Annotated in this window: 24 protein-coding genes; 15 read left to right on the top strand and 9 right to left on the bottom strand. The window is 58.5% G+C overall.

The window, feature by feature from the left end; translation table 11 throughout:
* Positions 1–67: 67 nt before the first annotated feature.
* The 4 genes from V5N13_RS16455 to V5N13_RS16440 all read right to left on the bottom strand — a co-directional run bounded on the left by V5N13_RS16455 (position 68) and on the right by V5N13_RS16440 (position 6,284).
* Positions 68–1,837: a TCP-1/cpn60 chaperonin family protein gene (locus V5N13_RS16455; RefSeq protein WP_336361693.1), complete on the bottom strand. Its 1,770-nt coding sequence runs from the start codon at positions 1,835–1,837 to the stop codon at positions 68–70.
* A gap of 94 nt (positions 1,838–1,931) precedes the next feature.
* Positions 1,932–3,311, bottom strand: a complete 1,380-nt coding sequence (locus tag V5N13_RS16450) for a dihydroorotase (RefSeq protein ID WP_336361692.1) — start codon at positions 3,309–3,311, stop codon at positions 1,932–1,934.
* Between the two features lie 77 nt (positions 3,312–3,388).
* A complete protein-coding gene (locus V5N13_RS16445; RefSeq protein ID WP_336361691.1) occupies positions 3,389–4,813 on the bottom strand; it encodes an amidase in 1,425 nt (474 codons plus the stop codon).
* A gap of 133 nt (positions 4,814–4,946) precedes the next feature.
* Positions 4,947–6,284 carry an aspartate aminotransferase family protein gene (locus tag V5N13_RS16440; RefSeq protein WP_336361690.1) on the bottom strand — a complete coding sequence of 446 codons (1,338 nt, stop codon included), beginning with the start codon at positions 6,282–6,284 and terminating at the stop codon, positions 4,947–4,949.
* Between the two features lie 138 nt (positions 6,285–6,422).
* Between V5N13_RS16440 and V5N13_RS16435 the strand changes: the two genes are divergently transcribed.
* Positions 6,423–7,184, top strand: a complete 762-nt coding sequence (locus tag V5N13_RS16435) for a LamB/YcsF family protein (protein WP_336361689.1) — start codon at positions 6,423–6,425, stop codon at positions 7,182–7,184.
* A gap of 127 nt (positions 7,185–7,311) precedes the next feature.
* Here V5N13_RS16435 and V5N13_RS16430 read toward each other — a convergent pair whose 3' ends face one another.
* Together V5N13_RS16430 and V5N13_RS16425 are read right to left on the bottom strand one after the other, a co-directional pair.
* Positions 7,312–7,896, bottom strand: a complete 585-nt coding sequence (locus V5N13_RS16430; protein WP_336361688.1) for a DsrE/DsrF/DrsH-like family protein — start codon at positions 7,894–7,896, stop codon at positions 7,312–7,314.
* A 3-nt stretch (positions 7,897–7,899) separates the two neighbouring features.
* Entirely contained in the window at positions 7,900–8,142 is a 243-nt protein-coding gene (locus tag V5N13_RS16425) for a sulfurtransferase TusA family protein (RefSeq protein WP_336361687.1), read from the bottom strand.
* A gap of 204 nt (positions 8,143–8,346) precedes the next feature.
* Here V5N13_RS16425 and V5N13_RS16420 point away from each other — a divergent pair, with 204 nt between their 5' ends.
* The 7 genes from V5N13_RS16420 (at position 8,347) to V5N13_RS16395 (ending at position 13,475) form a co-directional block, all read left to right on the top strand.
* The gene (locus tag V5N13_RS16420) at positions 8,347–9,528 is read left to right on the top strand and encodes an MBL fold metallo-hydrolase (RefSeq protein WP_336361686.1); all 1,182 of its coding nucleotides are present in this window, start codon (positions 8,347–8,349) and stop codon (positions 9,526–9,528) included.
* Position 9,529: 1 nt separating this feature from the next.
* Entirely contained in the window at positions 9,530–10,024 is a 495-nt protein-coding gene (locus V5N13_RS16415) for a YeeE/YedE family protein (RefSeq protein WP_336361685.1), read from the top strand.
* A complete protein-coding gene (locus tag V5N13_RS16410; RefSeq protein WP_336361684.1) occupies positions 10,021–10,476 on the top strand; it encodes a DUF6691 family protein in 456 nt (151 codons plus the stop codon). The genes V5N13_RS16415 and V5N13_RS16410 overlap by 4 nt, the downstream gene beginning before the upstream one ends.
* An 80-nt stretch (positions 10,477–10,556) precedes the next feature.
* Positions 10,557–10,718: a DUF7512 family protein gene (locus V5N13_RS17205; RefSeq protein ID WP_442905108.1), complete on the top strand. Its 162-nt coding sequence runs from the start codon at positions 10,557–10,559 to the stop codon at positions 10,716–10,718.
* Entirely contained in the window at positions 10,718–11,734 is a 1,017-nt protein-coding gene (locus V5N13_RS16405) for a sulfite exporter TauE/SafE family protein (RefSeq protein WP_336361739.1), read from the top strand. The genes V5N13_RS17205 and V5N13_RS16405 overlap by 1 nt, the downstream gene beginning before the upstream one ends.
* A gap of 90 nt (positions 11,735–11,824) precedes the next feature.
* Positions 11,825–12,235, top strand: coding sequence for a helix-turn-helix domain-containing protein (locus V5N13_RS16400; protein WP_336361683.1), 411 nt, complete (start codon positions 11,825–11,827; stop codon positions 12,233–12,235).
* Positions 12,236–12,350: 115 nt separating this feature from the next.
* Positions 12,351–13,475, top strand: a complete 1,125-nt coding sequence (locus V5N13_RS16395) for an MBL fold metallo-hydrolase (protein WP_336361682.1) — start codon at positions 12,351–12,353, stop codon at positions 13,473–13,475.
* 121 nt (positions 13,476–13,596) lie between these two features.
* On the opposite strand, the gene V5N13_RS16390 is transcribed toward V5N13_RS16395, so the two are convergent.
* Complete coding sequence (locus tag V5N13_RS16390; RefSeq protein ID WP_442905107.1) at positions 13,597–14,943, bottom strand: acetyl-CoA carboxylase biotin carboxylase subunit; 1,347 nt, start codon at positions 14,941–14,943, stop codon at positions 13,597–13,599.
* A 122-nt stretch (positions 14,944–15,065) separates the two neighbouring features.
* Here V5N13_RS16390 and V5N13_RS16385 point away from each other — a divergent pair, with 122 nt between their 5' ends.
* The 4 genes from V5N13_RS16385 (at position 15,066) to V5N13_RS16370 (ending at position 18,440) form a co-directional block, all read left to right on the top strand.
* Positions 15,066–15,971 (top strand): 5-oxoprolinase subunit B family protein, encoded by a 906-nt coding sequence (locus V5N13_RS16385; RefSeq protein ID WP_332900136.1) that lies wholly within the window; start codon positions 15,066–15,068, stop codon positions 15,969–15,971.
* Positions 15,968–16,945 carry a biotin-dependent carboxyltransferase family protein gene (locus V5N13_RS16380; protein ID WP_336361681.1) on the top strand — a complete coding sequence of 326 codons (978 nt, stop codon included), beginning with the start codon at positions 15,968–15,970 and terminating at the stop codon, positions 16,943–16,945. The genes V5N13_RS16385 and V5N13_RS16380 overlap by 4 nt, the downstream gene beginning before the upstream one ends.
* Positions 16,946–17,006: 61 nt before the next feature.
* Positions 17,007–17,249 (top strand): acetyl-CoA carboxylase, encoded by a 243-nt coding sequence (locus tag V5N13_RS16375; protein ID WP_336361680.1) that lies wholly within the window; start codon positions 17,007–17,009, stop codon positions 17,247–17,249.
* A gap of 801 nt (positions 17,250–18,050) precedes the next feature.
* Positions 18,051–18,440, top strand: a complete 390-nt coding sequence (locus tag V5N13_RS16370; RefSeq protein WP_336361679.1) for a VOC family protein — start codon at positions 18,051–18,053, stop codon at positions 18,438–18,440.
* A 172-nt stretch (positions 18,441–18,612) separates the two neighbouring features.
* Here the strand turns inward: V5N13_RS16370 and V5N13_RS16365 are convergent, their stop codons facing one another.
* Complete coding sequence (locus V5N13_RS16365; protein ID WP_332900140.1) at positions 18,613–19,380, bottom strand: IclR family transcriptional regulator; 768 nt, start codon at positions 19,378–19,380, stop codon at positions 18,613–18,615.
* A gap of 221 nt (positions 19,381–19,601) precedes the next feature.
* On the opposite strand from V5N13_RS16365, the gene V5N13_RS16360 reads away from it, so the two are divergent.
* The gene (locus tag V5N13_RS16360; RefSeq protein ID WP_336361678.1) at positions 19,602–21,224 is read left to right on the top strand and encodes a UbiD family decarboxylase; all 1,623 of its coding nucleotides are present in this window, start codon (positions 19,602–19,604) and stop codon (positions 21,222–21,224) included.
* Positions 21,225–21,282: 58 nt separating this feature from the next.
* On the opposite strand, the gene V5N13_RS16355 is transcribed toward V5N13_RS16360, so the two are convergent.
* Positions 21,283–22,710, bottom strand: coding sequence for a UbiD family decarboxylase (locus V5N13_RS16355; RefSeq protein WP_336361677.1), 1,428 nt, complete (start codon positions 22,708–22,710; stop codon positions 21,283–21,285).
* A 376-nt stretch (positions 22,711–23,086) separates the two neighbouring features.
* On the opposite strand from V5N13_RS16355, the gene V5N13_RS16350 reads away from it, so the two are divergent.
* Both V5N13_RS16350 and V5N13_RS16345 read left to right on the top strand, forming a co-directional pair.
* Entirely contained in the window at positions 23,087–23,866 is a 780-nt protein-coding gene (locus V5N13_RS16350) for an ABC transporter ATP-binding protein (RefSeq protein ID WP_332900143.1), read from the top strand.
* A 76-nt stretch (positions 23,867–23,942) separates the two neighbouring features.
* Complete coding sequence (locus V5N13_RS16345; RefSeq protein ID WP_336361676.1) at positions 23,943–25,577, top strand: thiamine pyrophosphate-binding protein; 1,635 nt, start codon at positions 23,943–23,945, stop codon at positions 25,575–25,577.
* Positions 25,578–25,580: the final 3 nt, after the last annotated feature.

The raw sequence follows: 25,580 nt of genomic DNA, 5'->3' as shown, positions 1-25,580 counted from the left end.
TATGGTGCATGAAACGGAGTAAAACGGGGAAGTTCGCACCGAAATCGCCGCAAAACGCGAACGGTTGTTACCGGTCCCAGCGCGTGCCGGGATTTTCCTCTAAGTAGTCGAGGTGGTTCTCCGCGCGGTCTTCGTAGATGACGTCGCCCGGCCCGGCCGGTTCCTCAGAGAAGGTGGCGTCAATCGCGTCGTCGACGCGGAGGATGAGGTCTGCGACCTCGGTAGCGGTCACGAGCAGGCGTTGTTTGTAGTCAGTCGGGTCGAGAACGCCAGCGTCGACAGCGTTCGATATCTTACCGTCCGGGTAGACGAAGCCGATTTCGGTGTCGCCACCAGCACGGGCAGCGTGGAGGTTTGCGAGCACCGAGAGGCGGTCGTGGCCGCCGTTGTCGATGAGCGCCGCGACCGTACGTTCGAGCGCGTCTGCGAACGCCTCGACGGCGAGCTGTGCGCGGCTCGAAACCTGCGGTGCGTGCCCACGAACGGCAGACGCAAGCGTGAGTTCGATTGCACCCGCGCCCGGAACGACGCCCGTTTTTGCACCTCCCTCACCGCGAGCCGCAGCGAGCGCGGCGGCTGCCTTTCTGAGTTCAGTCGCGGCTTGGTCTGCGGGTTGGCCGGAGACGCCGTGAATTTCGGCAGCGACGCCATTTGCCCCCTCACACCCGTCGATGACGGTCATGTAGCGGTTCTTCCGGCGGCCGCGTCGCGGTTCGATGCGCACCTCAGAGACGCTCCCCGCGTATCCGAGGTCGTCTGCAGACACGTCGCCGGGGTGACGCACAAGCCTCGCACCCGTGGCTCGCGCACACTGCTTCATTTCGAGGACGCTCACGCCCCGAATCCCCATGATGCCTGCATCCGCGAGCAGACGTTGATACTCCTGACTAATGCCGAGCCGCGTGATGACGACATCGACGCCGAGCGAGACGTAGTGGTCAACCACCGCCTTCCGGCGGGCGGCGTGGTGGGCGTCTAAGTCGTCAAGTTGGCTCCGCGATTCGAGTTGCATGACCATATTCTCGTCCCATTTCGGGTCTTGAAGCCCGCCCGAGTTGTGGCCGTCGAGCAGGAGCACCGTCGCCTCTTCTACGTGTCGCGGCATCTCGTCGCTCGCGCGCGTGTTGCGGTCGAGAATCGCTCCGTGGACGAGTCGAGAGTCGGAAAGCGACCCTTCTCCGAGACATCGAACGCTGAACGTCTCCTCGGTTGGTCGTCCGATTTCGTCCACTGCCGCCACCGCGAGCGACGCCCACTCGTCTGCGAGGCCGCCGATGTCGTTGCCCGTCATCGCCGTGCGCGCGATCGCGTGGGCGGTTGCCGCCGGGTCGTCGAATACTGAGAGCGGCTTCGAGTGTGCAGAGAGGGTAGAAAGCGCCTGTTCGAGGGCGATGGCGTAGCCCTGTCGAATGTCGTAGGAGTGCAGCCCCAGTTCAAGCAGGTCTTCGGCGTTCGACAGTAAGGCCCCAGTCAGAATAACGCCTCCAGAGACGCCGTCGGGGATGTCTTGGCCTTCGACAGACGTTTCTCCCGGGCGTTCCGGGCCGAGAATCCGCGTGACGATGGGCGCAACGGGGTGTTCGAGTGGAAGGGCGTTCAAGAGGGTCGCACCGTCGTTCGCCACGGTGAAGTCGTCCATTTTCGGGAGTCCTTCGTTTTCGGGTTCGTGTTGCGTGGCGACTTGGTTGACGACCAGTTTGTCGCGTGACCGGGGGCCAAACGTCGATTCAAGGACGTTCGCCATCACGCGGACTGCGACGCAGTTCGCGTGGGGAAACTGCGGAACCGGTTCCTCCGCAGGTTCCTCGGCTTCGGGCCGCTTGTGTACGCTACTCATCTACCATCATGTTACTCCGTACCAATAAAAGAGTGTCCCCTCTGCGGGTGATTTATGGGGCACATTCGCACAAAAATTGACAGGTGTCGGTGGCTCAGACGCTCCAGTCTGGAATGTCGCGCACGACGAACTCGCCGTGGCCCGGCGACCCAACGACCTCGCCGTCTTTCGCGACGCATTCGCCGCGGACGTACGTCTGCTTGACGCGGCCGGTGACCTCTTTGCCTTCGTAGATGGAGAAGTCAGCCGCAGAGGCGTTGTCTTCTGCTTTGATGGTGTACGTCTCGTTCGGGTCGAACAGGACGATGTCGGCGTCAGAACCGGGGTCAAGCGACCCCTTCTCCGTGAGGCCGAACGTCTGGGCTGGATACGTGCTCATCACGCGCACGAGGAACGGATAGGAGAAACCACGGTTGTTCACCGCTTCGTCGTGAACCACCGGAAGGCTCGCTTGCAGGCCGTTTGCGCCGAAGGTGCTCTCCCACCAGTTATCGACGTTCTTTCCTTCCAGTTTGTACCCACAGTGGTCGGTCGAGACCACGCCGAGCGTGCCCTTCTGGAGGTGTTCGAACATCGCTTCGTTGTCGTCTGGCTTGCGGATTGGCGGCGCAATCATCGCCTGATTGCCGAGTTCGCCGTAAATCGAGTCGTCGAGGGCGAGATAGTGGGTACACGTCTCGCCGCGGACGAGCGAGCCATCGACCTGGAACTGTTCGAGGACGTCCGCGGACTTCCGACAGCTCGTGTGGATGCCGTAGTACTTCGCACCGGCTTCGGTCGCCATCCGCACAGCGTCCTCTGCAGCCATGGCCTCTGCGTAGTCGGGGCGCGACTGTGGATACCACGTCGGGTCGCCTTTCCCCTCTTCTTGGAACTGCGCGGTCAGTTCGTCGCACACGTCGGGGTCTTCGGTGTGGAACACGCCAACGGCATCGAGTTCCGCGATGCGTTGGAGGACGGTGTTCATGAACCCGTTGTCGAGGCCGATTTCGTAGGCCGTGAACATCTTGAACGAGGTAACGCCCGCTTCCACCGCGTCTTCGAGTTCATCGAGCACGGCGGGGTCTTGGCGCGTGAGCGCGCCGTGAACGCTGTAATCGATGATTGCCTTCTTGCCTTTCTCTTTCTTTTCCTCGATGCCCTCCATGAGGGTGCCCTCTTCTTCGTAGTTGCTCAACTCACCAACCCACGCCTGCCACGCGAAGTCGATGTACGTCGTGACGCCCCCGAGGGCGGCTGCCCCAGTTCCCGTTTCGTACGTATCAACCGAAAAGTGGTCTTCGATGTGAACGTGCGGGTCGATGATTCCCGGCATGACGAGCATCCCGCTTGCATCGACGACTTCGTCCGCGTCCGGCATCGATTCGTCGGTGCCGACGGCGACGATTTTCCCACCGTCGATGGCGAGACTCGCGTCGAACATGTCGGTCGAAGTGACGAGCGTGCCCCCACTGATGACTGTGTCTACAGGCATATGTATGTCACCTCGTGACACTACAAAAAGGTTCACTGTGGGGAAGTGGCAAAACGGCCACTGTCCACTGTTGGAGACTATTCGCCAACCACTTCGAGCGCCGCTGCCACCCGGAGCGCAGTCGCGTCATCGAACTGCGGTGCGACGGCTTGCGCGCTAACCGGCAGTCCATCGACCGTCCCAACTGGAACCGAAACGGCGGGCGACCCGGTGATGTTGAACGGCGCGGTGTTGCCAATGAGCGGGAGGAAATCTTCACGCGTCGTCGTCTCACCGATTGCGGGCGGGAGCGTCCGGAGGGTCGGCATCACGAGTGCATCCACGTCCTCGAAGGTCGCAGCGAGTCGTTCGGCGAAGTCGATGCCGTCTCTGCGGGCACGAGCGTAGGCTTTCCCTCCCGTTTTCGCGTCTAAGAACGCTGGCGGAAGGATGCGACGGGCGACGTGGTCGCCAAGGCCCTGTTCTCTCGCCCGTTCGAACGCGGCGCGGAGTTCTTCGCTGTACCCGGAGCCAAACCCGCGCACGACCCCGTTGCCCGCGAGCAGCCAGCAGAACTCGGCCGACCCAATGTTCAGATAGGCGTGTTCGAGATTCAAGTCGAGGGAAACGGGTTTCGTCTCGATGCCAACGTCCGCGAGCCGGTCTGCGGTCGCCCGAACCGTCGAATCGACGGCGCTCTCGGCCCGGTCGAAAGCCGTATCCGGAATTCCGACAGTGAGGTCTGTAAAGTCGGTGAGGCTGCCTTCGATACCATCGAGATCGGTGCCAGCGACAGTTGGGTCGCGTGGGTCGGGCCCAGCCATTGCCGCGAGGGTGCGCGCCGCCGTGTCTACATCGCGGGTGAGCGGCCCAATCGTGTCGAGCGACGGGGCGAAATCGACGAAGCCGTAGCGTGGAACGAGTCGGTGCGACGGTTTCGCGCCGACGACGCCACAGCACGCGGCGGGGATGCGGATGCTCCCGCCGGTGTCACTTCCGAGCGCGATATCGACGGTTCCTGCGGCGACAGCCGCACCGCTCCCACTCGACGACCCGCCTGCGACGAAGTCTGGGGCGGTCGGATTCGTTACGTGCCCGAAGTCGCTGAACTCGCCGGTCGGACCCATCGCGAACGGCTCCATGTTCGCCTTGCCAACGAGCGCGCCGCCCGCCGCGAGCAGGCGCTCGATGACGGGCGCGTCGAACGTCGGGACGAGCGAGTAGTGGGCAGACCCACACGTCATCTCTAGGTTTGCGACCGCGATGTTGTCTTTCACCGCAATTGTCTGGCCTGCAAGCGGCCCGTCCGGCGTCTCGATTCGCGGTTCGTCGTAAACGGCGAGTAGGGCGTTTTCGTTGTCCGTACTCTGCTGGCCGCGATTCTCGCCAGTCGGTGGCGGCGTTTCGTCAACGTCCGCTTCATCGAGCGCGGCCGAAACCAGCTCTTCGAGAACCGAATCTGGAAGGTCGAAGGCGAATCTGGCTGCTTGCTCGCGCATGAGCGCGAGGTCTGGTTCGCTCATCGTACGCTCCTCCAACGGGACGCCCGGCGCAGTCGCTGTCTCGTCATACCCTCACCTCTCCGGGGAGTCTCTTAAATCCGCCGTCGCAGACAATTTCGGTGGGTTTGTGGCGGTCTGAAAATCGAGAACTACCCTACGTGTGCGCCTCGATTCCTGCGGTGATGATGTCCATGCCCGCTTCGGCTTGCGCCTTGGTCATGACGAGTGCCGGAAGCAGGCGGAGCACGTTGCCGTAGCGACCGGCAGACCAGACGAGCACGCCGTGTTCGTAGCAGTACTTCTGGATGGCCTTGACCGTGTCTGAGAGTGGGTTTCCGTCTTCGTCCCACATCTCGACGCCGATGAACAGCCCTTCGCCGCGTACCTCCGTTGTCGCGGGGTCGGTGGCTTCAGCGAGGCGGTCTCTGAGGTAGGTGCCGAGGTCGCGTGCGTGTGCGAGCAGGTCGTGTTCCTCGATGTATTCGATGGCGCGGATGCCCCCGCGCATGGCGGGGACGTTGCCGCGGAACGTGCCGATGTGGCCGCCCGGCCCCCACGTATCGAACTTCTCGTGATACATGACCGCGCCGAGCGGCAGGCCCGCACCGCCGATGCCTTTCGCCATCGTCATTGCGTCAGGGGTCACGCCCGACCACTCGGAGGCGAACCACTTGCCCGAACGCCCGAAGCCGGATTGAATCTCATCGAAGATGAGCATCACGTCGTTGTCGTCTGCGAGGTCGCGCAGGCCGGGCAGGAACTCTTGGGGTGGCACGACGACGCCGCCTTCGCCTTGAATCGGCTCGACCCAGATGCCTGCTGGATTCTCCTTCCCGCTGTAGGGGTCTTCGAGAACCGTCTGGATGTGGTCGAGCGCGTGTGCGCATTCTTCGTCGGTCGAGGGGTACGGTGCGTGGACGACCCCCGGCAGGAGTGGCTCGTAGCCTTTCTTGTACTTCTTCCCGGCGGTGAGGCTGAGCGCCCCGCCAGTCGAGCCGTGATAGGCTCCCTCGAAGGCGAGCAGTCCGGTCCGGCCCGTGTTGTGCTTTGCGAGTTTGATGGAGCCTTCGATGGCGTCGCTACCGCTCGGGCCGCCGAAGACAACTTTGTTGTTTCCTTTGAGCCCGCCCGGTGCAATCCCGTCGAGTGCCTCGATGAAGTCGAGGCGTGTCTCGGTGGGGAAATCAATCGTGTGGGTGATTTTCTCCGTCTGCTCATGGACGCCTTCGAGGACGTACGGGTTCGAGTGGCCGACGTTCAGTACGCCGATGCCAGCGAAGAAGTCGAGGAAGATGTTTCCATCAACGTCCCGAACCGTCGAGCCTTTCGCCGCGTCGAGGGCGATGGGAACACTTCGTGGATAGGCAACGGCGTTGCTTTCGATTCGCTTTTGTCGCTCGATAAGTCGATCCGACTCGGGTCCGGGAATCGAGGTTTCGAGGTGCGGTGCGTCTGCTAGGTGTAGTTCGTCGATGGGAGGCCCTGCGCTCATCATCTAAGGGTCACAGGGCGTCACCATATAGGTTGTCACTTCGTGACATGGTTTCGACACGCACCCGGCTGATTCGCAGATTGTAGACTGGGACGGGAAGGCGGAAGCTATAATTGGGATGTCGTGCGAGATACTGGCATGGTTTCAGTGGACATCAACTGCGACATGGGAGAGAGCTATGGAAACTGGGAGATGGGCAATGACGAAGGGGTGATGCCCTACATCACCTCTGCGAACATCGCCGCAGACTACCACGCGGGCGACCCACACGTCATGCGCGAGACGGTCGCCCTCGCTGCAGAACACGACGTCGGCATCGGCGTCCACCCGGGGCTGCCGGACAGAATGGGCTTTGGGCGGCGCACGATGGACGCCTCCCCCGAGGAACTCCGCGACTTCGTCATCCACCAGCTGGGTGGGATTCGCGTGTTCGCTGACTACTACGACCTGTCGATGCAACACGTCAAACCCCACGGCGCGATGTACACGATGCTCTCACAGAGTGCAGACCACACCCGGGCGGTCATCGAAGGCTTACTCAAAGTAGACCCGAGTCTCGTGTTCGTCGCCACCGACATGAACATCTACAACGTCGCCCAAGAGTACGACGAGCTGCGGTCAGTGTTCGAAGGCTTCATCGACATCGACTATCGTCCGGATGGGAGTCTCATCGTCGAGCGGAAAGTTGGCCCGCGCGACACCGACTTGATGGTCGAACGGTTCGTGAGCATGGCGCTCGACGACGAAATCGAGACGCCGTCTGGCGAAGTGATTGAAATGCCCGCAGACACCATCTGCATCCACGGCGACGGCGCGAACGCCGTCGAGATTCTCGAAGCGATTCACGCAGAAAAAGACGAGTATGGAATCGAACTCGCAAAGCTTGACGAGATTGTCTGAGTGAGATTCACAATCTAGCGTCCGTTTTTTTAGGGTCTGGCGAGTGTAACACTGTCTCATCGGTCTTTTCGACCGTCTTGGGCTGCTGCTGTGATACAGGTGGCTCGTAACGCCCAACGCACGTGAGTCAGATCATGAGTTGGATGTCAGAATCAGCCATCTGTTGAATTGCAGTTGCGGCTCCAACACCGGTCGTGACGCCGTCAAAGAAATCATCTTCGTCGTAGCCCATCAGGTCGATGGTCATTTGACATGCCTGGAATTCGACCCCCATTTCGAGGGAAGTCTCGAGGAGTTCTTGGATGGTGGCAGTGTTGTTATCGTCAATCTGCTTTTCCATCATTTTCGTCGTCACTCGATCCATTCCTGGCAGCGCAGCGACGATGTTCGGCAGTGGAGTGTTGGGGTTACCAACTGAGCTCATCTTCAGGTTCTTCGAATGTTTCTTGTGCAAAATATCGAGTCCCCAGAATGTGTGAAACACTGTGACATCCCAGCCAAATGCTGCGGCTGTACTCGCGAGGATGAGCGGTGGGTACGCCATGTCGAGAGTGCCCTTCGTCGCGATGATGGACATCTTCTTTGGGCCCGCTTCTTTGGCCTCGATATCACGAAGGCGAGATTCGAGATTTTCAATACGGGATTCGAGTTCATCTCGACTCAGTGCGTCGGCATCGACCGAATTCTCAGGACTATCTGTGTCGGTACTCATAGATTACTCCGTCTTGCGCACATAGTGTTTGTACACGTCTCCATCTTCTACCTGGTCGAGAAGTTCCGCGTTTGACTGTGTCTTTGCCCATCCGCCGAGATCGCTCATGCTTCCTGGGTCGGTCGCTAGAACCTCTAGTACGTCACCTGCTTCGAGGCCATCGACTGCCTGCTTCGTCTTGACGACAGGCATTGGACAGTTCTGTCCTTTCACGTCAAGGATCTTCGTGGGGGTGTAGTTCGTCATGGTATTGAGTTCATTGCCCAATATCAGACAGGGACGTAAATATCTAACGACAGCCGTGCCGAATAGGTGCACAACCGAAACGGTATTCAGTTACAAAACCTCCTTTTGCAGGCTCTTGGGACGTTTCCTCCCAATCAATATTGATTGGCTTGCACAATTCTATCCAAAGGTTTATGCGCCGTCTCCGGATATGTGCCACTAACAATGGCGCAACGCAACCTCCATGAAAATGAGGACGCAATCGATTCGATCACACCAATGGCGCTGAAAGAGCGCATCGAAAGTGGGGCGCCGGTGTTCCTCCTCGATGCTCGCGCTGAAGATGACTTTTCGGAGTGGCACATCGACGGCGAAACCGTCGAGATCATAAATTACCCCTACTTCCAGCTCCTCGACGACATCCCAGAAGCTCTCCTCACACAACTTCCCGAGGAGCAGCAGATTACGGTTCTCTGTGCAAAAGGGGGCTCTAGTGAACTGGTCGCAAAGAACATCCAAGACGAGGGCTACGATGTGAATCACCTTGAAGACGGGATGAATGGCTGGGCACGCATCTACGAGAACACCGAACTCGATGTCGATGTGGATGCGACGATAGTCCAATACCGCCGGCCATCGAGTGGCTGTCTCGCGTATCTCATCGTTTCAGACGGTGAAGCTGCAGTTATCGACCCGCTCCGAGCGTTCGCCCACGAATACGTACAAGACGCCCACGCAATGGGTGCAGAACTTCAGTACGCCCTCGACACCCACATCCATGCAGACCACATCTCTGGCATCCGCACTGTGGCAGCAGAGTCGGCTGCAACTCCACTGCTCCCCGAAGCTGCCGTGAACCGTGGAGTCGAATACGATGTAGACTACGAGATGGTCGGAGATGGCGACACACTTTCAGTGGGAGACAGTACGATCAAAGTCATCCACACGCCCGGCCACACGACCGGCATGACCGCGTACAAAGTCGGTAACGTGCTGTTCACCGGCGATGGTCTCTTCACTGAAAGCGTAGCTCGGCCCGACCTTGAAGATCCAACCGCCGCAAAACACGCGGCGAGTACACTCTACGAAAGTCTCACTGAGAACGTTCTCACCCTTCCTGACGAGACCATTATCGCGCCGGCACACTTCAGCGACGCCGCGGTGCCACAAGACGACGGCACGTACACGGCAAAACTCGGTGATTTGAAGGCCTCGATGGCGGCACTTTCGATGGACGAAACTGACTTCGTTGAGTTCATCGTCGCAGATATGCCACCACGACCGGCGAATTACGAGGAAATTATCGCGACCAATCTCGGGCACCAATCGGCAGACGCCGAGGAAGCGTTCACCCTTGAACTCGGGCCGAACAACTGTGCCGCGAGCGACGAAGCTCTGATTAACTAATATGAACATGCTCACCCCGCTCGTTGCACTCTCAGAGCTCTTTCCGAGAGGGGTTTCCCCGTACCTTCTCGGGGGCCTCCTCGTTGGGCTCGGTGCAGCGACAATTTATCTCGCCACCGGGATTATCGCTGGCGCGAGTACATTCCTTGAATCGTCGCTCTCGTACGTTTCAGAAGTCAAGCGATTCAACCGATACAAGTACGTCTCCTCCCGCAATTGGCGCGTCGTTTTCACCGTCGGAATCGTTAGCGGTGCGGCTATCTACACGCTGATATCAGGCCAAGGCGCGTGGACGACTGATGTCCAATGGTGGCGACTGCTCGCCGGTGGGTTCCTCGTCGGCGTGGGTACCCGCCTCGGTAAGGGCTGTACCTCCGGACACGGTGTCTGTGGCGTCGGGTCGCTCTCGAACACATCGTTCGTGAACGTCGCGACGTTCCTCGCTGTCGCCATCGGGACAGCACAACTCGTCCAAGCACTCGGGGTGTCGCCATGAGTGACACTGGACGGAGCCCGTGGTTCCTCCCGGTCATTTACATCGGGGGAATTATCTTTGGAGTTGGCCTCGCCTTGAGCGGTATGGCAAAGCCAGAAATCGTTCTGGACTTCCTCCAATTCGAGGACTTCGGCCTCCTGTTCGTAATGGGCGGGGCTGCCCTCGTGACCGGCATCGCATTCGCAGTCGCGACTCGGTATCTTGGGTCAGCTCCGTTGACCGGCAGTGAGTACAGACGCAGGGTCAAGAACCTCGACCGAAATGTCGTCGTTGGTGGAGTCGTGTTTGGTGGTGGCTGGGGCCTCTCAGGAATCTGTCCTGGGGCAGCCTATGCCAGTGTCGGCATCGGTAATGTTCCCATTCTCTGGGCTATCGCCGGGATGTTCCTCGGCGCGTACGCCCAGGGCTACTGGCGATCTACTCGATCAGACGAGGCAGTCCCATCCAATTGAAACAATGCGCACACACAACTGCACAGGCCTACGCCCACAGGATTGTCCAACAATGAATCTGCTGTACATAAACCAAACCCATGAGTAAACTGGTCGCACTCGAGTTGTTAGCCGGGTCGACACACGCTGTAAGAACTGTCGGAATCGTCCTCGCCGAAGCCGGAGCACTGTACGTTGGGTACGGCGCGATGACCACCGTGATTGGCCCAAAAATACAAGCCACACTGGAAGGTGAGCAATGATGGATCTGTTCGGGTTGAGCCTTGTGATGGTCGGTATCTTCGTCGGGTTCGGCCTGCTCATCGGCATTCTGTTCGGCTTTTTCGGCATGGGTGGGTCGTTCCTCGTCACGCCAGCCCTCCTCGTGATGGGCTACCCAGCGAAAGTAGCGGTCGGGAGTGGACTGGCCTTCGTCTTCGGGACGAGCGTTATCGGTGCGCTTCGCCACCGCAGCCACGGGCAGGTCGATTATAAACTGGCGACGATCATGACCATCGCGATGACCATTGGCATCAAATTAGGTGAGTACGTCATCACCTACCTCGAATCGACCGGGGTCATCGATGTGGTCATCAGCGTCGCCTACGTAAGCCTCTTGGCGATTGTTGGTCTATTCACGCTCCACGACGCACGGTCGACCGACCGCAAATCTGTGGGTGTAGATCTCTCCACAAAAGTCCAATCCATTGAGATACCACCGATGGTCACGCTAAAAGGTGACATCCGCATCTCTGCAGCCATTATCTTCGTACTTGGGCTCGCAATTGGCGTCCTCTCAGGGCTCCTCGGCGTCGGTGGCGGATTCCTCCTCATGCCTGCGATGATGTACGGGTTTGGTGTCCCTGCGGCGATTGCAGTCGGTACGGACATCCTCCAGATCACCATCTCAGGAGCATTTGGAGCGTTCGTTTACGCAGAGGCTGGTGCGGTGAACCTCCCAGTCGTTGGGGCACTCCTCGCTGGGAGTGCGCTCGGCGCTCGTATCGGTGCGGCCGCGACGAAACTCGTCGCCGAAGAAGGTATCAAAGGTTACTTCGCCGCAATGTTACTTGCGGGAAGTGTGGCCGTCGCCGCGAAAAATCTAGCCGAACCGCTCGGTTTGGCGTGGTTGGAAATGCTGAGTATCGCGCTCATTTTCGGTGCGGCAATTCTCGTGAGTGGCGCCGTCGTCCTGAGTGCCATCTGCCAGCTGAGAAGTAACGCCACGGGTGCGTGGTGTCGATTAACCTCGACCGAGAGCATGTCGCCGGGGCAATAACAGTTTCCTGCCTATCGACCAATCGTCCCGACCAGTATTGTACACACTGCGCAAAGTCTTTTGTGTCGCCAACACCAAACTCAAACAACCATGGGAGATTCATTGAGTCAATTGCTCCAAAATCAGATGGAGTGTGAAGGCCTCCTCGAATGCATTTACGGCCTCAAAAATATCGACACGACAGTGTTCAAACTGTTGAGTACCACCCGAGAACCGATGACCGTCGACGAGGTTGCGAGCCGCATCGACCGAGAGCGTTCCACCGCCTATCGCTCAGTGCAACGGCTCATCGAGGCAGGAGTCGTCAAAAAAGAGCAGATGAACTACGAGCAAGGAGGGTATTATCACGTCTACACAGCGAGTGACTCGGACGAAATTTCGCGGAACTTCCAACGAATGCTCAACGACTGGTACGCAAAGATGGGGTCACTCATCGGGGAGTTCAACGAAAAGTATTCAGATCAAGCAAAACCCCCAGTACCTACTCAACTCGAAAGCTAACACCAGTCTTCGCACCCCTCCCATTCTTTTTTCTGTTCTCTCCGTTGGGAACCCACACTCTCTCTCTCTTCTGGCCGACGGCGTTAAGTAGGACCACCATATAGTATTGCATACAATGAGCAATATTGAATTTGCGCCGTCCGCTCTCGCAAATCGACTCCATGACGACAATGCTGAGGAGCTCTACATCCTCGACATCCGCCGAAAAGAAGACTACAATGAGTGGCAAATTCCGGGGAGTACGAACCTCCCAATCTACGACGACCTCCTCAACTACGATTACTCGTCGCTCAAAGACCACTTAGACGACCTCCCCCAGAACAAAGAGATCGCAATCATCTGCGTGGCCGGCGTCACCTCTGCCCGAGCCGCAGAGTTCCTCCGCGAGCACGGCTTCGACGCGAAGTCCGTTGACAACGGCATGAACGGCTGGGGGCGCGTCCACCAGCAGTACAACGTCACGGGCGCAGAAGGAGTCGTCCAGGTTGTACGGCCCGGAACCGGCTGTGTTTCGTACATCATTCACGACGATGGTGAAGCACTCATCATTGACCCAACCCAGTACATGGACGAATATCTACGCGTGGCCGACGAACGCGATCTCGAAATTATTGGCGTTACAGATACGCACGCCCACGCAGACCACATCTCCGGTGCTCGGAAGCTGTCTGGCGAACTCGACGTACCGTACTACCTCCACGAGAACGACGTGTCCGAACTCGACAACATTACCGAACTCGAGGATGGTGAGACACTGACGGTTGGCACTCGCGAAATCGACGTTATCCATACGCCTGGCCACACCCATGGGAGTGTCTCTTTCCAGTTTGGCGACGCTCTCCTCTCTGGGGACACATTGTTCCTTCGGAGTGTCGGCCGCCCAGACTTAGAGGACAACTCCGAAGACGCTGTTCGCCAAGCAGCAAGTCTACTGTTCGACAGTCTTACCGACTTGACCGACCGTCCAGACGAAACCATCGTCCTCCCAGGCCACTTCAGCAATGAGATGAGTCGTCCACTCGCCACAGAACTTGGCGAGGTTCGTGAAGAGTCGAACAACGAACTACTGAGCTATGTTACCGATGGTGACGAGAAGAAATTCGTCGAGACAATCGTCGAGAGCCTCTCCGACGAACCCGCGAACTATAACGAGATCAAGGAGATAAATTGGGGAAAAAAGCAGCTGGGAGCAAACGCAGAATCACTCGAACTCGGGCCCAACAACTGCGCGGCAAACTAAGTCAGTCCACTTTTTTTAACAAGCCGAAACGAGACGATATCCGCAGTTGTAGACGCATGTCGTTCGGGGACGCCAACTATTATTTGCTGTGTGAAAGACAGGTTCAAACAGAGTGAGTTGGTTATTCGACTCCAGTGAAATCCTCGTCTACGTATTTTGTGGTGTGCTCGCTGTCGAGGAACGTATCGTCTTCGAGCACCGCGAGGTGGAACGGAATCGTCGTTGGAATCCCCTCAATGCGGGCTTCGTTGAGCGCCCGGCGTGCGCGGCGAATCAGTTCCTCGCGCGTCTGGCCCGTGACGATGATTTTCGCAAACATCGAGTCGTAAAACGGTGACACCGAATCATCTTGATCGATACCATCATCGACGCGCACGCCCATCCCGCGCGGCGGCGCATACCGGGTCAGTTTGCCGGGGTGCGGGCGGAACTCTTGGGTGGGGTCTTCCGCGTTGAGTCGGAACTCCATCGCTGCACCGCGTGGCTCGACGGCGTCCTGTGGGAAGTCGAGTTCTTCACCTGCCGCGATTCTGAGTTGCCACTGGACGATGTCGATGCCTGTGACCGACTCCGTCACTGGGTGTTCAACCTGCACGCGCGTGTTCACTTCGAGGAAGTAGAACTCGCCGTCCTCGTAGAGGAACTCAACGGTGCCAGCATTCTCGTAGCCAGCCTCTTTCATCCCACGGCGGGCCGATTCGCACAGCTCCTCTCGCACCGCTTCTGTGAGCACCGGCGACGGTGTCTCCTCGATGAGCTTCTGTTGGCGGCGTTGCACCGAGCAATCGCGTTCGCCAAGATGACGAACGTTGCCGTGGGTGTCTGCAATAATCTGCACCTCGATGTGACGCGGGCTTTCGAGGTACTTTTCGACGTACACCGTCGAGTTGTCGAAGTAGGCTTCACCCTCGCGTTGGGCGTTTACGAGCGCGTCTTCGACCTCATCTTCGCTTTCGACGATGACGAGCCCGTGACCGCCGCCCCCACCGTCTGCCTTGATGGCGATTGGATACTCGTACTCCGCGGCGAATGCTTTGATCTCGTCTGCGCTGGTGACGGGGTCGGTGGTTCCCGGGACGATTGGCACGCCCGCTTCTTGCATCACCGTGCGCGCTTTGGTCTTCTCACCGAGTTGCTCCATCGATTCGGGCCGTGGACCAACCCACGTGAACCCCTCGTCTTGGACGCGGCGGGCGAACGCTGCGTTCTCCGCGAAAAAGCCGTAGCCTGGATGGATGGCATCGACGCCCGCTTCATTCGCAACCTCGAAGATGGCGTCTTGGTCGAGGTAGCTTTTCGCCGCTGACGACGGCCCGACGTGGTACGCCTCGTCCGCGAGCCGGACGTGTTTTGCCGACTCATCCGTGTCGCTGTAGATTGAAACGGCTTTGACGCCGAGTTCCTTGCACGCCTGAATCACCCGGACGGCTATCTCTCCTCGATTGACTACGAGTACACTGCTGAACATCTACTCATAGGTTTCAGGACTCCACTATAAATTGCGTGGGCAAACTGTGCTCAGCACACATGTTCGTTCGACGATATACAGCAACTATACATAAGGCTGTTGTGAACAATGCATTCACTGAGATGGTTGCGAATAGCATCACACCCAAGACCCTTCCAGAACCGCGATACGAACATGGAAGTGACGATTACATCTTCGTCGAGTTAGACGAGGAGATGAGTTTCGACGCCAACTTCCGGGCCGTGGCGATTACCCAGCAGCTACGCGAGTTGGAGCTTCCGGGCATCATCGAAATCTGCCCGGCGAATGCGTCGTACATGATTCACTTCGACCCCGACGAAATTGCTCCAGACGCACTCGTCGCGAAGTTAAAAGACGTCGCCGCAGACACCGACCTCTCAGACTATCAGTGGGAGACGCGTGTTATCGACTTCCCCGTGCTCTACGAAGACGAGTGGACTCACGAGACGCTGATGCGGTTTCGGGATAACCACCAAGACGCGAACGCGACCGACATCGAATACTCCGCGAAAATCAACGGCTATGACACCGTCCAAGACTTCATCGACGCGCACACGGGCGCGCCGCACATGGTGACGATGGTCGGGTTCGTCCCCGGCTTGCCGTGGTGTTTCCAAATGGTGCCCCGCGATCGACAGATTGAGGTGCCAAAGTACGTCTCGCCGCGGACGGACACCCCTTCGCGCGCGGTCGGGTTCGGTGGCGCGTTCACCGCCGTCTATCCCGTCCAAGGTGCAGGCGGCTACCAACTGTTCGGCCGGACACCCGTCGAAGTGCTCGACGTGGACCAGGAACTCGCGGACTTCGAAGAGTCGATGGTGTTCCCATCGCCGGGTGACATCTTCAAGTTCCGCCAAATCGACCGCGAGGAGTACGACGAGATTCGTGAGGAAGTCGAAGCGGGAACGTTCGAGTTCAAAATGGAACCAGTCGAGTTCTCCCCAGAGGAGTTCTTCAACGACCCAGATGCGTACAACGAGCGGCTCATGGAGGTGCTGTACGAATGATTGAAGTGTTAGATGGTGGCCTCTCGACCACCGTTCAAGACAACGGCCGCTACGGTCAGTATCACATCGGCGTCCCACCCTCAGGCGCGATGGACCAGTTCGCCCACAGCGTCGCAAACTACCTCGTTGGCAACGACGAAGAGCACGCGACGCTCGAAATGACGTACAAGGGCTGTGAGGTGCGCTTCGAAGAAGACACCGTCATCGCGCTCGCAGGCGCGGAGATGGCCGCGACGCTCGACGGCGAAGCGATTCCGATGTGGGAGGCCGTCGCCGTCGACGCAGGCGACGAGTTAGCGCTCCAGTTCGCCACCGCAGGCGCGCGAACCTATCTCGCCGTCGCGGGAGGCATCGACGTCGAACCGGTGATGGACAGTCGCTCTACCTACGCGCTCATCGGCATTGGCGGACACGAGGGGCGCGCGCTCGAAGAAGGCGACGTGCTCGCCGTTGGAGAGCCAGCCGCGAACGCAGACGCCTTCGTTGGCACGCGGGTGCCAGCCGAGGACATTCCCACCTACGACGATGATGATGCGAACATTCGTATCGTCATCGGCCTCTGTGACTACCGGCTCACGGAGGAAAGCAAAGAACGCCTCACCACAGAGGAGTGGAAAGTCGCGGCTGACGCAGACCGCGTTGGCTACCGACTCACCGGCCCGGAACTCGAGTTCGTAGAGCGCGAACAGCCGTTCGGTGCGGGGACGGACCCGACGAACGTGGTCGACCTCGGCTACCCGGTCGGGTCGATTCAGATTCCACAACAGCCCATCGTCGTGATGCGCGATGCTGTCACGGGAGGCGGTTACGCCACGGTAGCGACGGTCATCAGCGCAGACCGCGGTAAGCTCTCACAGCGGCGTACCCACCAGTCGGTGTACTTCACCAACGTCTCCGTGGATGACGCGCTGGCTGCGCGCGAAGAACAAGAGGCGGTGCTAGCCGACATCAAGGCGGCGGTGACACCGTCCTAACAGCGTCACGAACTGGATAGTCTGCACAACAATTATCTAACCAACCAACGACACACCAATAATGAAAGAAACAATCAGTGCTCCGATGCCAGGCGTATTCTACCGCAGATCAGACCCAGACACCCCAGCGTTCGTAGAGGAAGGCGACAACGTCAGCGCAGGCGATGTGGTCTGCCTCGTCGGCGTTATGAAGAACTTCTACGAAGTGACGGCCGAAAGCGACGGTACCGTCTCGAAAATTCTCGTCGACAACGAATCTGAAATCGAAGCGGGCGACCCACTCATGGAGATCGAAGTCGAGTAACCACACAGCACGCGACGAATACACCTTTTTCAGGCCACCTTCTGCACACAGAGCGAAGGCGGTGAGCGACTGCTCTACACGCTCGCGACACAATTTCTCTAGATTGAACTATGTCAGAGAAAAGAGTGGACATAGAATATGGTAGACTAGCGCCATAACGAAAGAGTCGAAAAATGCACCACAATGCTCCACGAAATAGATTGTAGTTCTATAGCTTAGAGAGTTATTGAATTCAATCTAAGACAAGTATAATACCGCACATCGCGCGAAAATAGTAAATATCCAGCTTTCATAAGGCGTATTTAGTATTAGTGAGCGTTTGCATGATGGAATCAGTAATTAATTAGAGTAATTAAAAATATTAGCGGTGGGGATGGCCAATTCGTTAATTGTCTCCCGTCCGATCAGTTAACCCTCACACAGGAATGTGAAAACCCACTCACTGCACAGCAAGGTAGTCGCAATTGCTAATATTTTCATAATAAAAATTAATCCGACATATATTCGAATTCGCCCCAATCACCAACCGGCCACTGCAGAAGCCGTCTGTTCAGCTCTGCCGAACACGTGTTGCGAGTGCTGCAATATGAGCGCTATGCTCACATGCCTCGTACATCTCACAGAAGCCGACACACCTTAACATAACAATAGTACCATCGTTATGTATGGCTCTGATTCGACACGAAAGGAATCGACCAGAGCCTCATTCACTCCGGAGTCGGTTGAATTCCACATTGTGGAATTAGCGGTGAGGTTGTCGCTCCAGAAGATATTCGTGGGTGGGAACCGTTCACGTACGAGATGACGAAAAACCTCGCACAGGTGTTCTTGCAGGTGGCAGACGTTGCACAATCAGTTGCGTTCTACGAAACTGGGTTGGGACTGACCGTCACCCATCGAGGCGAACAGAATGCGACCTTCGAGACCGGGTCGTGCGAGCTCATGGTGCAAAAACAGTTCGACGCACAAACGCTCGATGGCTTCGGGCTGGTGCCACCCGAGGAACCCAAGGGAAGCGGAGCAATCATCGTCCTCGAGGTCGAAGACGTGGAAGAAGCCTACGAGGGGCTGGACGCGGTCGATGCCGACCTTCGCTGTGAGCCACAGGTCGTCCCGTGGGGTCGTGAGATGTTCATCGTTGCTGACCCAGACGGCTATATCCTCGAAATTTCGCGCCCAGCACCCGAATAAGCGAGTCGAAACAAAAGCACGTAGAGTCGTTCCCCATGGTGGAATGGCAATTCCATATCGTGGAAACGCCCTCCAGAGCACCCATAACACCGAATTTCATGCGTACGAGCAAACGGATTTCCAGTTTCTCACCAACCATCATTCCGCATTGTAGAATGTGAAGGTTCGTCAATCACTGATATTTTAATTTGAGTTCGATTTCGTTTGCTGCCCCAAGCAACAGCTCGCCAACCTCGCGCCCGAACTGCTCTCTATCCATCCGGTAGCGAGGGCCAGAGACGCTCACTGAGCCGACGACATCCCCGTCAGGCCCGATGATTGGCGACCCAACCGAGAGGAGCCCATCGACGTTCCCCTCGCGATTCCACGCGATGCCGTCTGCGCGTATCTGTTCGAGTTCTGCGAATAAGGCATCGCGGTCTGTGACCGTGTTCTGCGTAATTTGGGGAAGCCCGCGTTGGTCGATGATTTCGTCAACTCGATGAGCAGGGAGATGGGCCAATATCGCCTTGCCAACCGAGGTTGCGTGCAGGTAGAGGCGCGTCCCCACGCGAGAGTCGGTTTCGACCGCGTGTTGCCCGGTTGCAACGTGGACATAGACGCCGTAGCCGTGTTCTTCGACCACAAACTGACAGCGTTCGTTCGTCTCCGCAGCGAGCTCTTCGATTTTTGGCTTCGCAACGCGGTGAATCTCTTTTCGCGTCCGCGCGTACTCACCGAAGTCGAGGAAGCCAAGCGAGAGGTTGTAGGTTGTTCCCTCTTTCGTGACGTAGCCGATGTCATGGAGCGTGGTGAGATGCCGGTGAATCGTGCTGTTCGCATAGCCCGTGTGGTCTGCTAGATCTGCAATGCCAGCGCCATCTAGCTCTTTGAGCGCGGTGAGAAGACTGAATGTACGCTCTACAGCCTGCACGCTAGACCGGCTCGTATTCGAACGCATACCCGACAGTATGGGTTCTCCGTAATAGCTGTGTCCCTGGTTCTAGAGGAAAATTCGTGAAAATTCCATTCCGCATTGTAGAATTTCGGAGCGTGGGCGAAACCGGGTCGCTTTCTCCGAGGAGCGCCCGAAGCTGTCAGACGGGAGCTCCCTGCCAGTGCAGTAATATTTATAAACGCCCCTATAGAGGAGTTAGCATGGCTGGCTCGTCATACCATGACATGAATGAACATCTTGAGGCGCTCGCAGAGCGCGACCTCTTAATCCGGGTCGACCGGGAAATCAACAAGGACACAGAACTCCATCCCCTGGTACGGTGGCAGTACCGGGGTGGCATCCCCGAAGAAGACCGGAAAGCGTTCCTCTTTACCAACATCGTCGATTCGAACGGCGAAAAGTTCGACATGCCGGTGACCGTGGGCGCACTTGCAGGCAATCCGAGCATCTACGGCGTCGGGCTTGGCGTCGACGTTTCAGAGGTGAACCAGAAGTGGGACAACGCACTCAGTAATCCAATCGACCCCGTCGAAGTCGACAGCGCGGACGCTCCTGTCCACGACATCGTCTACTCGGGGAGCGATTTAGACGAGCCGGGCAAGGCACTCGACGGGATTCCGGTTCCCATCTCCACACCGGGCTTCGACAACGCACCGTACACGACGATGTCGGCGTTCATCACCCACGACCCTGAAACGGGTGTTCGCAACGTCGGCATCTACCGGGCACAGCTCAAAGGGCGCAAACGAACGGGGATGAACCCCTCTGTCGAGTGGGGCAAGGGCGTCTACGAACACTGGAAAGTTGCAAAAGAGCGCGGAGAGACGCTTCCGGCGGCCATCGCGGTCAGCGCACCACCCGCCGTTGCCTACACCTCGGCGCAGTCGCTTGGCTTCGGCGTAGACGAGATGGCCGTCTCCGGCGGCCTCGTCGGTGAACCCATCCACGAAGTCGAAGGGAAAACCCAACCTGTGATGGTGCCAGCGCGTGCAGACCTCATCATCGAAGGCGAGATTCGAACCGACGTGCTCGAACCCGAAGCACCGTTCGGGGAATCACACGGCTTCATCAACAACAAGGAGTACAACATGGTGATGGACGTGACCGGCATCACGAAACGCGAAGATGCGGTGTACACCTCCATCATCAGCCAGGTGACGCCGAGTGAGAGCAGCGTCATCAAGAAGACAGCGCTCGAACCACTGTTCCTGAAGCATCTGCGCGAGGAGTGCAAACTGACCTGCGTAAAAGACGTGACGCTCCACGAACCGCTCACGAACCTGCGGAAACTCATCATCATCCAGATGGAACGCGGGACGAAGCGCTCGCTCGTCTGGCGGGCGCTCACAGCGTGTGCGTCGTTCCGGTCGTCCCACGGGAAGTTCGTCGTCGCCGTAGACGAGGACATCGACCCGGACAACTTAGACGCCGTCTTCTGGGCGATTGGCTACCGCTCGAAGCCCCACGAAGACACCCAAATCATCAAAGGACGCAGCGTCGGCCACGCGCCACGACGCGACGACCGCGGCGAGGCGAGCGACTCTGCCATCCTCTGGGACGCAACGCTCAAACACCCAATGCCACCGATTTCGCTCCCTGCAAAGGAGTACATGGAGCACGCAAAGGAGATTTGGGACGAACTCGGACTGCCCGAACTCAACCCAGAGATGCCGTGGTACGGCTATTCGCTCGGTGAGTGGAACGACGAACTCCGTGAGGAGGCCAAACTCGCCGTCGAAGGGCGGTACTTCGAGACGGGCGAGAAACTGAAAGACCAGCAGGTGTCATCTGACGACGTGGAACCGAACTCGAACGTGTTCGACCACGACGATTTCGACGAGGAATAACCGCTCGACACCAGGTTCGACGTGGCGGTTTTTGCAACAGAAGAAAAGAGAGGCGGCTTTAGAGGTCGTCGATGTTCCACTTTTCCGCGATTTCTTCGCGGTAGTCGTCATCGAACTTGTTGACCGACGGATAGTCACCGTTGTACGGGATGGTCGCGTCGATGATGGCGCGTGACGCTTTGTTCTGCGAGCGGTCGGTGATGGTTGGGTCGAGCGGACTCGTGTAGACGCCATCGACGATTTCAATCTCGTCTGCCGGACAGCGCGTCGTCATCGCCCAAATCACGTCTTCGAGATTCGTGATGTCGATGTCGTCGTCCACGACCACGACGTAGCGCCCGCCGTAGGCCCCGTTTGCGACCACGGCGGCTGCGAGGCCCGCTTGCTTCCCGTGGCCGACATACTGCTTGTCGATGGAGACGACGAGGAACTGTGGACGTTCGATGATGTGCGACCAGACGCCGGTCACGCCGGGGATGCCTGCGTTCTCAAGTTGGTTCCACACACCACCAGCCGTCCGAATCGGGACGCCGAGGGTGTAGATAGACGGCGGCTTGAGCGGCGGTTGACCCAGGATAATCGGGTCGTCGCGGTGGGAAATCGAAGTCACGTCGATGACCGGCGTGTTGTCGTGGGCGGGCGTCGAGTAGCCCGGCCATTCACCGAACGGGCCGTCGACGCAGCTTTTCTCATCGAGTGGCGGAATCTCGCCTTCGAGGACGATTTCTGCGTTCGCCGGGACGGGAAGCCCAGTCTCTGGCATCTCGACGATTTCGACGGCTTCGTCCATGAGCCAGCCGGCAATGTCGTACTCGCTTTCTTGACGACGAGCGGTACACGTAGAGGCAATCCAGGTGTACGGGTCGAGGCCGATGATGAGGGCGACCGGACAGTTCTCGCCGCGCTCGTGGTACTTTTGCATCTGGATACGGGCGTCTTTGCCGGGGGCGACCCAGAGCGAGACGGTCGAGTCGTCCACGATCATGCTGCGGTAGACGCCGAGGTTTATCCACCCGGTCTCCGGGTCGCGCGTCACGACCGTACAGCCCGTGCCGATGTAGCGGCCACCGTCGGACTTGTGCCAGTGCGGAACCGGGAACATCGATACGTCAACGTCGTCGCCGGTGACGGTGTTGTCGAGAATTGGGGCGGTCGAAGGGTCGACCTCCGTTGGCGCGATGCCTTCGTAGTTGTTGTACTCGCTTCGCCACCGGTCGACGATGCCGAGCGGTGTGATTCCCTCTTCTAGGTTGAGCGCCAGCCGCGAGCGGTTAATCGAGCCAAAAAGGTTCGTGACGATGCGTGAGCCTTTGGGATAGTCCCCGATTTCGTCGAACAGAAGCGCCTTGCCACCGAGGCCGCCGCCTTTCTCTGCGACGAGTTCGGTAATCGCCCCGATTTCGCCGTCCCAATGTGCGCCCGTTACCTCCGCCAGTTCACCTTCGCCGTCTACTTCGTCGAGGAAGGTTCGTAAATCTCGAGCCATGCGAGAAGATAGCTAATAGCGACCATAAGCATTTGTCTTGAAACAACCGGTCCGGAAGAACGCATCGAGCGGAGCCGCGACGAGCTCACCATCGTGGCCCCAACCGGATGCGAGTCACATGATACAGCGGTGCCTCTTGACAGGGTGCCTGACAATTACTCATCTGGTGTATCAACACGTACCCATGCTGTGAAGGCAGTGTGCTACCATATGAGTTGCCAAGGGCGACTACCAGTAGATTGAACCAATATAAAAATCTTTGTTCCACCCGTCCTGCCCACGTGTCCCGAGAGACGCCCGCGCTGGCGCTCATGGCGGACGCAATATGTGAACATGTGGCAAACTTATATACGAGAAGCCCGCACTCCTACACAGCATGGCCACACTGGAAGCGAAGAATATCACCAAGATCTACGGAACCGGGGAGAAGGCGGTAAAGGCACTCGACAACCTCTCTATCGACGTTGGCGACAGCGAGTTTACGACCATCGTCGGCCCGTCAGGCTGCGGGAAGACGACGTTCCTTCGAATTCTCGACGGACTCATCGAACCGACCGAAGGAGAGATTACGATTAACGGCAACCCCGTGAGCGGCTCCGGGCAAGACCGCGGCATGGTGTTCCAGTCGTTCAACCTCTTTCCGTGGCGGTCTGTGGTCGAAAACGTCGAGTTCGGCCTCGAATGTGGGGGGACGCCGAAAGGAGAGCGCCGAGGCATCGCAGAAAAGTACGTAGAGCGCGTGGGTCTCAAAGGCTTCGAGGACTCCTACCCCTACGAACTCTCCGGTGGGATGCAACAGCGCGTCGGGCTTGCCCGGGCGCTCGCCATCGACCCGGACATTCTCCTGATGGACGAACCGTTCGGCGCACTCGACGCCCAGACGCGCGAGTTGATGCAGACCGAACTCCTCAAGATTTGGTCACAAGACCAGAAGACGTGCGTGTTCATCACCCATGACATCGACGAAGCCGTCTACCTCTCAGACCGGGTCATCGTCCTGAGCGCCCGACCCGGCCGCATCAAAACCATCATCGACGTACCGTTCGAGCGCCCACGCTACGAACGCAACGTCCGTGAGAATCCCGAATTCAATCGCCTCCACAACGAGATTTGGGACAACCTCTTCGAGACGCAGGAAGCGACCGCGAAACTCTAAACCGGCAGTACAGCGCGTTCTTCTCCCGATTTCCACGAACCGACCATTTTATGTGTGGGTCACGATAACCCGTTGCATGGACGGAGCAAGCGTACTCGTAGAGACGCTGGAACGTGCAGGCGTATCCCAGGCATTTGGCGTGGTGGGCACCACAGTTCTCAGCATTCTCGATAAAATGGCGGACAGCGAGGTCTCCTACGTCTCGACACGACACGAACAAACGGCTGCAGGGATGGCGGCGGCCTATGCGATGGCGACGCGGGAACCGACGGTCTCCATTTCTCACGTCGGCCCCGGCGCGGCAAACCAAGTGATCGGCGTCGCCGCAGCCTTCCGCGACGAAATACCCGTCGTCAGCATCACCGGGAACGAACCGAGTACCGTACTCGGCACGGACTACAACCACGAGTGGGACGTGATGGGTGTGTTTGATGAATTCACCAAACACGGCGTCCAACTCACCGAAGCCCAGTTCGGTCGGCAGGCGCGAATGGCGCTGCTCCAAGCGGTTTCCGGAATGCCCGGCCCCGTGCACATCGACGTCCCAAAGGACGTGTCCGACGCCGAGGTGTCGCCACTCGACGAACGCAGTCGCACGGTGTTGCGCGAACGCGACTTCCACGCCACCCCAACCCGTGCACGACCCGATAGCGAATCCGTCGCCGCCGTGCGAGACCACCTTCTCGACGCAGAGCGACCGCTCATCATCGCCGGAACGGACGTGCGGTGGACCGAGAGCGCACCGGCACTCAGAGAGTTTGCAGAACGCCTCCAGATTCCAGTCGCCACCAGCCAGAGCGCCCGTGGTGCGTTCCCCGAGTCCCACGAACTGTCGCTCGGGCCGGTTGCCCACGGCAGTATCGACGCAGGCAACGAGTATGCGAAGAGTGCAGACCTCGTCATTTCTATCGGGGCGCGCTTCTCAGACCTCACGACTGACGACTGGCAGCTCATCGCAGCAGACGCGGTGATTGTGCACGCGACCCTCCGGGCGCGAGAACTCGACCGCCACTACGTCGCTGACGTGAGCACCCTTGCAGACCCCGGGTCGTTCTGCGCTGATGCTCTCGATGCCGTCGCAGAAGACGACGTACGCTTCGCAAGCGAAGCCAAAGCCGCGTGCGTCGCGTTCGACGAAGCGAGACGCGACCTCCTCGAACCCGGTCCCGAACTCCCCGACCGGGTTGACCCACGACGCGTGATTGCCGCAGTCGAGAAACACGCAGACGACTTCGCGTACACGACCGGCGGCGGCGTCCACAACACCTTCCCGCGACTGTTACCCGTAGACGATCTCCGCGGGTATTTCGGGACGCGAAACTTCACCGGCATGAGTCAGGGCCTTCCGCTTGGCCTCGGCGCGCAGCTGGCGCTCGACCGACAGGTCATCGCCTTTGAAGGAGACGGTGGGTTCGCAATGGTGATGCAGGACTTAGAGACGGCCGTCCGCGAAGACATCCCCCTCAAAATCATCATCCTCAACAACGACGCCTATATGTCCCACGCGGTTCGCCAAGAGGAACACTACGGCGGCCGATACGTCGGGACGAAGTACACGAATCCGGCGTTCGACGCTATCGCTCGCGAGTTCGGAATGTTCGGTGAGGCCGTCGAAACGGATGCCGATGTTGACGCTGCGGTCGAACGATTGCTCGCCGTCGATGGACCGGGGCTCCTCGATGTGCACGTCGACCCGTACATCGGGAGTTAAACA

The sequence above is a fragment of the Haladaptatus sp. ZSTT2 genome, from assembly GCF_037081775.1.
In the GTDB taxonomy this organism is placed as follows: Archaea; Halobacteriota; Halobacteria; order Halobacteriales; family Halococcaceae; genus QDMS2.
This window is presented reverse-complemented; position numbering and strand designations above follow the sequence as displayed.